This is a genomic window from Mycobacterium liflandii (assembly GCF_022354805.1).
In the GTDB taxonomy this organism is placed as follows: Bacteria; Actinomycetota; Actinomycetes; order Mycobacteriales; family Mycobacteriaceae; genus Mycobacterium; species Mycobacterium marinum.
On record NZ_CP023138.1, the window covers coordinates 4,629,959 to 4,642,943 of the forward strand.

Consider the following 12,985-nt stretch of genomic DNA (forward strand, 5'->3'; position numbering starts at 1 on the left):
GGACCTCGCGATGCGTTTCAATCCACCACCCAACTGGCCGCCGCCACAGGACGGCTGGGTTCCTAGCCCCGGTTGGACCCCCGATCCCTCCTGGCCTCCGCCCCCGTCGGGGTGGCAGCTGTGGATCGACGACGAAACACTCCCGGCAGGCCCCACAGGGGGTGTAGCTGCACCGCCTCCGGGCCGTCTAGGTCCTCCGGGTCGGCGTAAGTTTGTCGTCGGCCTCGCGGCGGTCGCGGCTGTCATTGTCGCAGTCGGCGTAGCGGCACTGATCCTTGTGCCGCAAACGGCCGCCGATCCGCCGAAGTCCGACGAAGACCAGATTCGCGAGGTCCTAAGCGGAGTCGTCGAGGCGTACAACAATGCCGACTTCAACAAGTATGTGAGCTATTTCTGCCCGTCGGAACGGTCGGGTCTCGGCGACGCGTCGCAACTCCGGCAAAATCGCTCCGATACCGGTCGCCTCAGTTTCGACGACATCTCCATCGACGTCACCGGCGACACCGCGAAGGTCACGGCGACAGCGACGGTGGAGAACGAGGACGAGCCAGATACCCAGACAGTGGACTTCGTGAAGGAGGACGGGCGTTGGATGATGCTGCTGTTCGAGGACAAGTGCTCAGCCTGACTACGCCGGGGACGTAGCCGTCCCCGGAGACTGCCGGTAAAGCCACATATTCGATTCCGGCGTATTTGGTCGTGCCGGGCGGTGGAAATGGACTGTAGCTGAGCCCGCCCGCATAGCGCGTTCCAGTTGGGAGGTGTCTTTGGTGTTCGGCCGACACGAACGGCAAGTAGAGGAGCTGAACGCCGACACCGGCTCGGATCGACGCTGCAATCCGTTCGATGCGCGCGGCCCACGGCGCAACGATGGCCCGCCAGGCGAAGACAATTCTGCGTGGCGGATTGCAGCTGGCGGTAATGGCCAACACGTTGGGCGCCAACCCGGTCCGCGATGTTCAGCCGATCAGGCTCAAGCGACGACCAACTGGCGCGACGGCGCTCAGCGCCGACGATCTGCACGACCTGCTGGTGCGGCTGCGGGCCGACGACTACTGCCAACGAAACGATCTTGTTGACCCGATCACCGTGCTAATCGCCACCGGGCTTCGCCGATCCGAGCTGCTGGCGTTGCGGTGGACCGACTTCGACGAGTCGAAACAGACGATCGCGGCCACCGGAAATGTGGTGCGCGTATTGCCTGGGTTGTTGGGGTCGCGAAGGGTGCCTGCTGTCGATGGAACGACTGCGGTCATTTCGCCAATGCATGGGTAGCAGTGGCGGAAAGTGCGCGACCAACTCGGCGTGCCCGGCGTTACCACCCACTCGTTCCGCAAGACTGTCACGACGTTGATCGACGAGGAAGGCCTATCCGCTCGCGTAGGCGCCGACCACCTCGGACACTCCAAAGTGTCGATGACGCAGGATCGATACACGTCTCGCGGGCGCGTGCACACCGAGGTCGCCGCCCTGTTGGACCGCGCCATGAAGTACGAATAACGGTCGGATCAGATAATTAGGTGGGCTAACTACCACCTCTGACGTGGGGCGGGCGGGGCTCGAACCCGCGACCAACGGATTATGAGTCCGCGGCTCTAACCAACTGAGCTACCGCCCCTGGCGCTATCTAGCTACGGACATGATTTCCGATCTCGTGGTTTCGGCTTCCGGATACCCCGGCGCTTCCGATCGCTTGCCTACGACGCCCGCTGTGCAGCCAGGCGGTGGCTGTGCAAGCGCCTGAGACGATCAAGCGTCTTGACCACTCTCGGGCGCCCTAGAAGCCTCTGCACAATTTTGACATTAGTGCTCACGCCGGTCGCCATCGGCACCCTGGGCAGTCGCGGCCCGTGCGGCGCCGCCCCCGCAACCCCAGCGCTTCGCCGAAGGAGCGCTCCAGGCTAGGTCTTGACTCCCTCGACCAGCGCGCTCTTATCGCCGGCGAAGGTGAAGCAAAGGGTTGTCGCAATGCGGACTATTAGCACCTAACCGGCGCGCCCCGGCATAGATCGAAATGCCCATCCGCGACGCACCCAGCCAAACGGACGGCGCAACACGCAACAGCCAGGAAAGCCAAAACAACAAGCACCTAGCCCACCAAATCCACCCGCGTGGCACATATTTTTCAAAACCAAAACACCCCTGTCAAGAACTTTCGTAAATTGAGAAACTCTCCACCTGCGCTCTCCCGAAAATGCTCCTCACACCAACGCCGCGACCTGCACGAATACCCGCGTGGAGACAAATGCACTTCCCACCAACAAGGCGAATGAAACACCGCGCAATACAATGAGCCAGCACTAGCAGAACCGATCATCAACGCGCTAACCAGGAGAACGGCGCGGCCGCCTCACTAGTCCCATTTCTGACACTTGACCCGCCGCCGGTAAGACCGCATAATCTTGCGAAACTCAACGACTAGACAGAAACCAAGCTGAGGAGAACTCCGGCATGGATCGATCAATTCTCCGACGCGACGAATTCAAATATCTTCATTTCACCGAGGCCCAGCAGTCCGGCCTTGTTCACCTTGCGCGCCGCATTCATGCACAGAGCTACGTCGCATCCCAATTTGTCACGGCGGACGCACTGGTGGACGGAGCCTTGCCTGCAGAGCTCGATCATGCACGCGGCCAGCACGTCACCTATTCCATTGCCTACCTGGCAGACTCGCAGATCGAGGAAGAGTCACTCGGGTCCTCGGAGCCTACCGGTCACGCGATCGCGACATGGCGGATTCGAGATATTGCCCCCGATGACGACTTCACCTCCCTTCCGGCGTACACCTCGACGGCCGGCGCCCTATCATCAGACGGACTCGATTTCCTGCGCTCAGTAGATGGCGATCCGAGATCGATACTGCGAGAAATCGGCGCCCTTGCAAAAACACCGATGTGCCCGGCCGGTGCGGTACTCGAAATCATTCGGGACGCGCTCCACCGTGCGCTTGCCCGTGACGTCGACGAGGTCTGGTTCTTTAGCATCGTCCAATCGACGTATGAGACATTCGTAAAGCACCTTGGATGCCTAACGGTCCGGCCGATCGGCAATGCGGTCCGCTTACGAAAATCCGGGGTGCGGTCTCATGTGCGGCTTGTACCGGTGATTGTCGAGCCGCGCCGATTCCTCGAGCGCCTCTATCGGTGCGCAACCACTCCGGCGAACCCCCGCGCAAGAACGCAGCTGGCGAGCTTTGAGTTCTTTGCAGAAGGGCTGCCCGAAGACTACGTCAGCAAACAGATAGTCGCCGCATCGGTAAACCAGGAAGAAGTGGTGTCCTCGAACGCAAGATGTCTCGCATGAATCGTGTGGGTTCGTTTGGCTGAATGCATAGATCATCGACGGCCACCAGGCCGACCAAGTCAGCATGACGGATCACAAACGCAGCGCAGCGCATCCGACTGCGCTCGGGAATCTGCGGTCCGGGGACAACATCCAGCACGCGATCGGCGGCTGCCCGCCGACCGGGGCGCACCGTTGGACAGGTCGGCACCACCATCGCGTTGGGCCTGCTGTTCGACACCCTGATTGTGCGCTCGTTCATGACGCCAGCGATCGCCGCGCTGCTTGGTCGCTGGTTCTGGTGGCCCCAAACTCCACCGCGGAAGCGGCTTGCGCTGAAACCATGAACACCCCAGTCGGCCAGGCCGCACACCCCGTCATTTCCCCTCAGGGTGAGACTGATTTCCCCAGTGGAGAAGAATTTGCCCAGGTCAAACGGCCCCGCTGAGACAGCCAAAGCTATGGCGCGGCCGGCACGCTGCTCAAGTCAGTCCATCTGCTTGACAGTGCGCACCGCCATTTGAAAGATGATGGTGGACAGCATGATTCGATAGGCTCTGTTGCCGGTGCAGTCGCGTCGGCCAGTGGTTTGTCGCATCGGGGTCGACTTCGCCCGGCACGCCGGCCAACCGCTCGAACGCTTCGTCGAATCCACAACTTCCATAACGACTGCCGGGGGCGACTCGTATGAACAACGACACCGTCACTGCCGCAGACGTTATGCACGCACTCTCGCTGGCTCGCGAGGTGCTAAACAGGCAGCCCGAGCTGGCCAAAGGCCAACCTTTCACCTGGACTGCGGGGCGCCCGTGCCTGTCCATCCACGCGGCCATCGTCTTCACCAGTCCCAACCCGCGGGTCCGCGATGCCGTGAGCGAAGCGACTCTGCGGGCACTGCAGGGCCAGTTCCGGGGTCGCCGTATCGAAGATTTCAACGACCACCAGCACACCACCGTCAGCGACGCGCAAACGCTGCTACAGCGGGCGAAAGCCAATGCCCTGGCGGTGGCTGCCGTTGACACCGAACCGATTTGGATTCCCGCCCGGTCATCGGCGACCCCACCGCACCGCACCCCTTGGCACCGCCCCACCCACCTGTCCGATGTGCCGTGGAATTCGCCGGACTGCGAGTGGAAGGATCGTCGCTCCGGATGAGGCGACCTCGCCACGACAGACGCAAAACCCCCGGCTCAACGGTCCGCGGGAAACCGTGCCCCACGGCCGATGAGCCCCGTCGACGGGACAACGCAGCAAGATCACCGTGACGTTCGCCCCGGCAGGCTGCGCATGGCTTCGCGCGCAACGGAGCGCTTCCACTCCGGATGGTCCGCCGAAACAGCGCGCAGGGTATGATAGGACTTCCAGAAATCACGCGGGGACGGAACCGACGGCAGCCGCGCCAACTCCCAGTGGATGCCATTGATCGGATCGTCGAAGAACACCGCGTAGTAGCCGGATGTGTAGATGGGATATTCCCTGGGCGGGTCGGTGACGGGGATTGCCCGCGGGAGCAGAAAGTCTCGATGGAAGCGATCGATTTCCGCCCGGCTTCTGGCCCACAGCGCGATGTGGTTGATGCCGACCTTCTGGTCCCGATGCCGTAGCTGCCCGCCACCGTCGGCAGGCTGAATGCCAATGTAGCTGTGCGGCAACGGGAACCGAGCCATGTAGTACGTCGACCGATATTCGATGTCGAGGGTCCAGAAGCTCATGTAGCCCAGCCAGCCGAACATCGCGTCATAGAAGGCGATCGACTTGTCGTAGTCCAGAACATTGAATTCCACGTGGTGAACACCGCGCCAGCGCATCGCTCCTCCCTACCTCACCGGGCCAGACCGCGTGAGCACCACCGCGCCCCAGACCCGTGCACCCGACAACTATCACCGTAGGCGTCGGGTAAGGCCACCGCTTCGGTGGACTTCTCCGCTGCCCAACGACCGCGCCGGATATAGCATTTCGGCTGGTGACAGCGGTGGGTCCGAGCACGGGGCACCGCGCGCCCTCGGCGCCGGGCCCGGCACCGGTTGAGAGGAGGGGCGATGGCCGACGTCCTGCCACCCGGGCTGAGCACCGCACAAGCCCGCGAACAGCTCGCCCACGATGGCGCCAACCGGCTGCCGGCCGCCAAACGGCCCTCGGTGGGCCGGCGCCTGATCGGGGAGCTGACACATTTCTTCGCCTTGTTGCTGTGGGCCGCGGCGGTGCTCGCTTTCTTCGCCGATCTCCCCGAATTGAGCATCGCGATCGTTGCCGTGATCGTGCTCAATGGCGTCTTCGCCCTGATCCAGCAGGCCCGCGCCGATCGGGCCGCCGACCGGCTTCAACAGATGCTGCCGACGCGGATCACGGTCTGGCGTGATGGCCGCCGGCAGGTGATCGACGCCGAGGATGTGGTGGTCGACGACATCGCGCTGCTGGAAAGCGGCGACCGTGTGCCGGCCGACGCCGTGGTGCTCACCGAGAACCGGTTGCTTGTCGACTCCTCGATGCTCACCGGTGAAAGCGAGGCCGGCGGCGTGGCCAGCGGTGAACCGCTGTTCGCGGGCACGTTCGTGGTCGAGGGTGACACGTGCGCACGGGTCACCGCGATCGGCCAGCACACCCGCCTGGCCGGGATTGCCCGGCTGACGACCTCGACCACCAAACCCGACACCCCGCTGACCCGCGGCCTGCGCGGCGTGGTGCGCCTGACCGCGGCGATCGCGGTCAGCGTCGGCGCGATCTTCCTGCTCGTCTCGGTGCTGGTGGACAACCCGACCCAACAGGCCTTCGTGTTCGCCATCGGTGTCACGGTGGCCCTGGTCCCCGAGGCGCTGCTGCCCACCGTCACCCTGTCGCTGGCCTGGGGATCCGAACAGATGGCCAAACGTCAGATCCTGGTCCGCAACCTCGAGGCCGTCGAGACGCTGGGCTCGACGACGTTCATCTGCACCGACAAGACCGGCACCCTGACCCGCAACCAGATGACCGTCGTGCAGGCCTGGACCCCGGCGGGCGCGCTGGGCGTCGAGGGCGCCGGCTATGGTCCAACGACGCAGCTGGCGTGGTCGTCTCCCGGCGCAGCGGATCCGGTGCGCGAACTGGCCGTGGCGGCCCAGCGCTGTTCCACAGCGGTACGCCGAAGAGGTCGACGGACGGTGGCGCGCCCACGGGGATCCGATGGAAGCGGCGTTGGACACCTTGGCCCGCCGGGTGGGCATCGACACCGTCAACGACCGTCGCACCAGCTCCGTGGCGCTGCGCTTGCCCTTCGATCCCCGACTGCGCCGCATGGCCGTGGTCGCGGCGGACCAGATTCTGGTCAAGGGAGCACCCGACAGCGTGCTCCCGCACTGCGGCGACAACCCGGCAGCCCGGCAAAAGGTGGAGACGTTCACCGGCCGGGGGCTGCGGGTGCTCGCCGTCGCGGCGGCCCCACGCGACGGCCCTACCCCCGCAACCTCGAAGAGTGCGACCGGGGGCTGCGGCTGCTGGGCTTGGTGGCGTTGGAAGATCCCCCGCGAGAGGGCATCGGCGACTCGCTGCGGGCCTGTCGGGGGGCCGGCGTGAAGGTGGCGATGGTCACCGGCGATCATCCGGCCACGGCCACGGCCACGGCCATCGCCAACGAGGTGGGTCTGCGCTCCCCCGACGCGCCGGTGCTGTCGGGGACGGACTTGCCCACCGACGAACAACACCTGGCGGCGCTGCTCGACCACGACGGCATCGTCATCGCCCGGGTCTCCCCGGAGGACAAACTGCGCATCGCCCGGGCCCTTCGTTCCAGGGGCCACGTGGTGGCGATGACCGGGGACGGGGTCAACGACGCCCCCGCGCTGCATGAAGCCGACATCGGCGTGGCCATGGGCGAATCCGGCACCGACGTCGCCCGCGAGGCCGCCGACCTGGTGTTGCTCGACGACTCCTTCGCCGGCATCGTGGCCGGCATTGAGCAGGGCCGAGCCACCTTCGTCAATATCCGGCGATTTCTGACCTACCACCTGACCGACAATGTCGCCGAACTCGCGCCGTTTCTGGTCTGGGCGCTGTCCGGCGGCCTGTTTCCGCTGGCTCTGGGCGTGCTGCAGATTCTGGCGCTCGACCTGGGCACCGACACTTTGTCCGCGGTTGCGCTGGGTGCCGAGCCGCCCGCCAAGCACCTGCTCGACGGACCGCCGGTGCATGGCCGGCTGATGAATCGCACCGTGTTGCGCCGGGCCTTCGGGCTGCTGGGGCCCCTCGAAGCCGTCCTCACCCTCACGGCTTTCCTGGTGTCGCTGATGGCGCTGGGCTGGCGCGTTGGTGATCCGTTTCCCACCGGCGCGCACCTGGCCGCGGCATCGGGCGCGGCGTTCATGACGGTGGTCCTGGCTCAGACGGCGAACGTCTTCGCCTGCCGGTCCTCCTCGCGCTGGCCTGGATCGCTCGGTTGGTTCACCAACCGGCTCTTGGTGCCGGCGGTGCTCATCGAGCTGGCCTTCTCGCTCATCGTGATGTGGGTGCCACCCGTGGCGAGGCTGCTCGGCCAGTGGAACCCGCCGCTGTGGGGCTGGGCCGTCGCGCTGGCCTCCATGCCGATCCTGCTCGCCGTCGACGCATTGGATAAGCGGGTACGGTCACGGCGGCGGCGGGCCGGAATACCGCCAAACGGTCTATCCCGCTATAGGTTTGGGCTGACCGCATCGGGGCCGTCCGCGGCGTCGGCTGCTGCGATCAATGCCCGCGCCAACCCGCGAGCCCGGTGTGCCGTGAGGGGCTGGTCAGGTAGCAGCCCGCCGACCGCTACTCGGGACACGACGCGCCCGTCCGCGTACTGCATGCCGCGGATGCACACGGTGATGTCGTGAGTTTCGTGCGGGCTTTCGACCGTCCATCTGCGGCCGTCGAAGAGACGAATCCCGCCTTCCCCGGTGGCGACCCCCTTCGGGCTCGCGGGACGCTCAACATCAGGATGACCGGCCATGGTCACTTTGCTCCCTTGCGATGTCCTGCATAGCGCCCCAAACCTACGTCGACTCGGCGCCATGACACAAGCGAACATTCCAGTGCTACAACATAATCCACACACATACGGCAGGCGAATGAGAGCTGGCGAGAAGGTGAACGGCACCGCCCGCGGGCCGCACCGCGATGGCGCTAGTACAGGTAGACGATGGCGCCGTCACCGCCGCTGCACGTCACCAGCGGCCCGTTGGCGGTGCAGGTCATCGAGTAGGACTGACCGGTCACCGGGCTGACCACCTCCACCTGTCGAGGTGCGGCACCGGCGGGGGCGCCGGCTCCGTAGGCGAGCCGAACCTGCTCGGCGAAGGGACAGGAGGTCGCCGGCGTTCCCGCGGCCGACTGGGCGAATCCGCCCGCGGGCCCGGACACGTTCGGGCAGGCTTGGGCGCCTTCCGGCAACGTCACGGGCGTGGTCGACGTCGTGGTGGTTGTCGTGGTCGTGGTCGTGGTGGCGCTCGAATCCAGGGTCCAGGGTGGACAGTGTTGGGTCTTGAAGGCCGCATCGCTCGGCCTGATCTGGACCACTTGGGGACCGGTACCGGCGCCGTTGGCGATGACCTCGTCGAGGGTTCCGCCGACCCCCTCAGCCGTTCCCAATAGCAGGAGTCGCCACCCGCCGAGCGATAGGTGCCGGCCTTGATGTCCACTCCCACCCGAAAGGTGCCGTCCCCCGGAATGCCGCTGGCCGGACCCGCGGAGGTGGTCGTCGGCGGAATCGACACCGTCGTGCCCGGATAGATCGGGGGTAGCCGTGATTCTTCGTTGCCCCCGGTGGGCAACCTCGGTGCCGCCGACCTTCCGCCGGATCCAAAACAGCCCGCCAGCCCGCACGCCGACGCCACCCCCACGAAGATGGCGACAACCGCCTTCGCCGCGATGACCCGTCGCCCGCGGCCGCTAGCCACACCCGTCAACTGAACACCGTCTGACCATCCGCACCGATGCGATAACGCTCGGTGCCCCGTTCGACCCTGGGCGCATCGGCACCCAGCGACACAGCGATCTTGTTGCTGGTATTACGCATGATGTCAAGAGTCAGCTCGATGGCCTCCGCCTCGGAGAACCGGGAGCGCACCTCGGCGGCATCGTCGACGGCGAGGTGCGCAGGGGTCCAAATTAACGTATCGGTATACCTCAGCGCTGCTTTTGCGCGGTCATCGAGCACAACAGAATGCTCGAAACCCTCGATCTCGCCATAAAGCGGCTCGGAACCACCCGCGTCCAGCGCGGTGCTCTCCCGCAGTGATTTACACAGCCGACAGTTGTGCTGGGCCGCACCGCGCAGCCGCACCAGCTCGGAGATCACCGGGTCCAGGGCGCGCATCCGGGCCACTGCGGGCAGAAATTCGTTGAACACCACCTGGGACGGATCGGTGCTGTGATCCCACTCGATGGGCGCCCCCACCCAGCCCAGATAGTCCCGGCCCACCCCCAGTGCTTGCAGCCCGGCCCGCACCCGCGGCACGAAGTCGGCGATGAAGATCGATGCGACGGCACCCAATGTGGAGTCGCCCAGCTGCTTGAACAATCGAGACCGTTGTTCGGCGCTGATCGAAGAAACGTCCGCGCTGAATTGTTCGGCGAACTCCGCGACAACGGCCTCGGCTGCTGACTGGGGTTCGGCAACGACGACCTCCGCGGGCAACGCGGGCAGCCCGAGCGTGCGCGCACAGACCTGCCGAACCAGCCCCGCGATACGACCGTCGCCCGGGGACACCACAACCAGTCGGGCCAGCACATCACCGACTGGAGCCGCAGCCGCCATCCATCACACGCTAGAGCGCGCCATCACCCACAGCAATCACTTACTGCGCCTGACTGACCGACGACATGTGAAAGTCCGGAATCCGCAGTGACGGCATCGCCGTGCGGGTAGCCCAGTCGGACCATTCCCGCGGCAGCGTCACCTCGCTGACCCCGGCTTCGGTGGCCCGTCGAAGCAGGTCAAGCGGGCTTTCGTTGAAACGGAAGTTGTTGACCGCCGCGGTCACCTCGCCGTCTTCGACCAGGTACACGCCGTCTCGGGTCAGCCCGGTGAGCAGCAGTGTGGTGGGGTCGACCTCGCGAATGTACCACAGCGTGGTCAGCAACAGGCCGCGTTCGGTGCTCGCGATCATGTCGGCCAGATCGTTAGAGCCACCCGTCATCAGCAGGTTGTCGGCCGCAACGGCCACCGGAGCGTCGAACTTGGCGGCCGTGGCTCGTGGATAGGCCAGCGCGTTGATCGCCCCGTTGCGGACCCAGTCCACCTGATCGATGGCCATACCGTTGTCGAACACCGAGACCGTCTCGGTGGAGTTGCTCACCGCGACGAACGGGGCACACGCCAACCCCGGCGCCATCGGATCGGAGAACAGGGTCAGCGGCAGGTCGGTGAGCCGCTCCCCCACTCGCGTGCCGCCGCCCGGCGCGGACAGCGCGGTACGGCCCTCCTGTGCGCCGCGGCCGGCCATGGACCACGCCAGATAGAGCATCATGTCGGCCACCGTGGACGGCGGCATGATCGTCTCGTAGCGCCCCGCGGGTAGCTCGACCCGGCGCTGGGCCCAGCCCAGTCTGATCGACAGCTGCTCGAGCAGCAGGTCGGTGGGCACGTTGACGAAGTTGGGTGTCCCGACGCCCGCCCATGCGCTGGCATCGCCGTGTTTGAGGTTGATCTCCACCGCTCCGGCCGGCTGGGTATAGCGCCGCCGCAGGCCCGTCGATGACGCCAGAAATGTCGTCGAAACGCTGTGGTGGGCGTAGCCGTACAGCCGGTCGGCGCCCCGGAACTCCCGGCTGAGCGAGGCGGCGACGTCGGCGAACACTTCGGGACCGGTGCCGGCTACCGGCGCATCCCAGTCCACCGACACCCCGGCATCGGCCAGCAACGGTGCGACATCGCCGGCCTCGGGGGCCGAACACGCCGCGTCCTGCGATGCCGCCACCAGACCGGGCAGCGCCGACGGGTCTACCTCGCCGGATACCACCGCGCCGACGAAGGCGCTATCGCCCTGGCGCACAATCGAAATCACCGTGATGTGCCGCTGGGTCGACAGGCCGTTGGTGGTCATCGAATTGTTCGCCCAGCGCAGCATGGCCTCGGTTTTGTCGACGACGAGCACCATGGTCTCGTCGGCGCGGCCACGCTGTGCCGCCTCGTCCAACACGATGTTGACGACGTGCTGCGCAGTGATCATCGTCCGCCCTCGGTACGGGTGTTGAGTATGTTGACGCCACGGAACAGGGCCGACGGACAGCCGTGACTGACCGGGGCAACCTGACCGGGCTGGGCCTTGCCGCAGTTGATCGCACCGCCCAGCCGCCAGGTCGACGGGCCGCCCACCGCCTCCATGGAATTCCAGAATTCGGTGGTAGTAGCCTGATAGGCGATATCGCGTAGCTGACCGTCCAGGCGGCCATCCCGGATGCGGAAGAACCGCTGGCCGGTGAACTGGAAGTTGTAGCGCTGCATGTCAATCGACCAGGACTTGTCTCCGACGATGTAAATCCCGTCTTCGACGCGGCCGATCAGATCGGCCGTGCTCAGGTCCTCGGCTCCGGGTTGCAGTGACACATTGGCCATCCGCTGGATCGGGACGTGATGTGGCGAGTCGGCGTAGGAGCAGCCGTTGGAGCGCGGCTGGCCCAGCCGCGGGGCGAACACCCGGTCCAGTTGGTATCCGACGAACACCCCGTCGCGCACCAGATCCCAACTCTGTGACGCCACCCCTTCGTCGTCGTAACCGATGCTGGCCAAGCCGAATTCGACGGTGCGATCGGCGGTCACGTTCATGACCGGTGAACCGTAGCGCATGCTCCCGAGCTTGTCCGGGGTGGCGAACGAGGTGCCGGCATAGGCGGCTTCGTAACCGATGGCCCGATCGTATTCGGTGGCGTGGCCAATGGATTCGTGGATCGTCAACCACAGATTGGTTGGGTCGATCACCAGATCCGTGGGTCCCGCAGTCACGCTGGGCGCCTTGGTCTTCTCGGCCAACAGCGACGGCAGCTGGGCCAGCTCGTCGGTCCAGTTCCAGATCTCGTCGCCGGCGACCACTTCCCAACCGCGCGCCGTCGGTGGCGCCAGGGTGCGCATGGAATCGAAAATGCCCGCCCCGGAGTCGACGGTCACCGCCTCGAGCGACGGGTGCAACCGCACCCGCTGCTGTGTGATCGACGACCCGTAGGTGTCGGCATAAAAGGTCTGTTCCTTGACCGCGTTGAGGCTCGCCGATGCGTGATCGACACCGTCAGCGCTCAACAATCGCCCCGAGTAGTCCTCCAGCACCACGATCTTCTCGCTGGCCGGCAAGCTGAACGGGTCGATCTGATAGTTGGAGACCCATACGGCGTCGGTGTACACCGGTTCGGGTGCGAGTTCGACCCGCTCGGTGTTCAGCGCCGCCAGCGTGGTGGCCACTCGCACCGCCCGCCGTGCCGTGTCGGCCGCGGCCGACGCCGACAATTCGGCGTGCGAGGCGAATCCCCAGGTGCCGTTGACGATCACCCGGACCGCGAAGCCAAGCTCACGACTGAGGATCGCGGTCTCTAGCTCCCCGTCGCGCAGGTGGATGATTTCGGTGCCGATGCGCTGAATACGCAGGTCGGCGTAGCTGGCCCCAGCCGCGGTGGCCGCCGAGAGCGCAGCGTCGGCCAGTGCAAGGCGCGGCAGGTCCAGGAATTCGGCATCGATTCCCCGGTTCGGTGTCACGACTCCACCGTAACGATCACGCTTTAA

Annotated in this window: 9 protein-coding genes, 1 tRNA gene and 3 pseudogenes; 7 read left to right on the plus strand and 6 right to left on the minus strand. The window is 65.6% G+C overall.

What is annotated here, in order from left to right:
• Positions 1-10: 10 nt before the first annotated feature.
• From CKW46_RS20640 to CKW46_RS20650, 3 genes are all read left to right on the plus strand, one after another.
• The gene (locus tag CKW46_RS20640) at positions 11-628 is read left to right on the plus strand and encodes a nuclear transport factor 2 family protein (protein WP_174524109.1); all 618 of its coding nucleotides are present in this window, start codon (positions 11-13) and stop codon (positions 626-628) included.
• A 242-nt stretch (positions 629-870) separates the two neighbouring features.
• A complete protein-coding gene (locus CKW46_RS20645) occupies positions 871-1,275 on the plus strand; it encodes a site-specific integrase (RefSeq protein ID WP_238559407.1) in 405 nt (134 codons plus the stop codon).
• Between the two features lie 30 nt (positions 1,276-1,305).
• Entirely contained in the window at positions 1,306-1,500 is a 195-nt protein-coding gene (locus CKW46_RS20650; RefSeq protein ID WP_232022580.1) for a site-specific integrase, read from the plus strand.
• 44 nt (positions 1,501-1,544) lie between these two features.
• Here the strand turns inward: CKW46_RS20650 and CKW46_RS20655 are convergent.
• Positions 1,545-1,618 (minus strand) — tRNA-Ile (locus CKW46_RS20655).
• Between the two features lie 833 nt (positions 1,619-2,451).
• Between CKW46_RS20655 and CKW46_RS20660 the strand changes: the two genes are divergently transcribed.
• The 3 genes and pseudogenes from CKW46_RS20660 to CKW46_RS20670 all read left to right on the plus strand — a co-directional run bounded on the left by CKW46_RS20660 (position 2,452) and on the right by CKW46_RS20670 (position 4,437).
• On the plus strand, positions 2,452-3,303 hold the full coding sequence (locus CKW46_RS20660) for a hypothetical protein (RefSeq protein WP_117437149.1): 852 nt from the start codon (positions 2,452-2,454) through the stop codon (positions 3,301-3,303).
• 167 nt (positions 3,304-3,470) lie between these two features.
• Positions 3,471-3,629: pseudogene (locus CKW46_RS20665) on the plus strand (MMPL family transporter); the annotation flags it as partial.
• A 340-nt stretch (positions 3,630-3,969) separates the two neighbouring features.
• A complete protein-coding gene (locus CKW46_RS20670) occupies positions 3,970-4,437 on the plus strand; it encodes a DUF6197 family protein (protein ID WP_015356423.1) in 468 nt (155 codons plus the stop codon).
• A 101-nt stretch (positions 4,438-4,538) separates the two neighbouring features.
• Here the strand turns inward: CKW46_RS20670 and CKW46_RS20675 are convergent, their stop codons facing one another.
• Positions 4,539-5,090 (minus strand): VOC family protein, encoded by a 552-nt coding sequence (locus CKW46_RS20675; RefSeq protein WP_117437147.1) that lies wholly within the window; start codon positions 5,088-5,090, stop codon positions 4,539-4,541.
• Positions 5,091-5,321: 231 nt separating this feature from the next.
• Here CKW46_RS20675 and CKW46_RS20680 point away from each other — a divergent pair.
• A pseudogene (locus CKW46_RS20680) lies at positions 5,322-8,108 on the plus strand (cation-translocating P-type ATPase).
• A 289-nt stretch (positions 8,109-8,397) separates the two neighbouring features.
• Here CKW46_RS20680 and CKW46_RS20685 read toward each other — a convergent pair.
• The 4 genes and pseudogenes from CKW46_RS20685 to CKW46_RS20700 all read right to left on the minus strand — a co-directional run bounded on the left by CKW46_RS20685 (position 8,398) and on the right by CKW46_RS20700 (position 12,958).
• A pseudogene (locus CKW46_RS20685) lies at positions 8,398-8,918 on the minus strand (Rv1352/Rv1906c domain-containing protein).
• A gap of 257 nt (positions 8,919-9,175) precedes the next feature.
• Positions 9,176-10,030 carry a carboxymuconolactone decarboxylase family protein gene (locus tag CKW46_RS20690; protein ID WP_015356427.1) on the minus strand — a complete coding sequence of 285 codons (855 nt, stop codon included), beginning with the start codon at positions 10,028-10,030 and terminating at the stop codon, positions 9,176-9,178.
• Between the two features lie 40 nt (positions 10,031-10,070).
• Positions 10,071-11,444 (minus strand): TldD/PmbA family protein, encoded by a 1,374-nt coding sequence (locus tag CKW46_RS20695; RefSeq protein ID WP_482052333.1) that lies wholly within the window; start codon positions 11,442-11,444, stop codon positions 10,071-10,073.
• Positions 11,441-12,958: a TldD/PmbA family protein gene (locus CKW46_RS20700; RefSeq protein WP_015356429.1), complete on the minus strand. Its 1,518-nt coding sequence runs from the start codon at positions 12,956-12,958 to the stop codon at positions 11,441-11,443. Before CKW46_RS20700 ends, CKW46_RS20695 begins: the two co-directional genes overlap by 4 nt.
• Between the last annotated feature and the right edge of the window lie 27 nt (positions 12,959-12,985).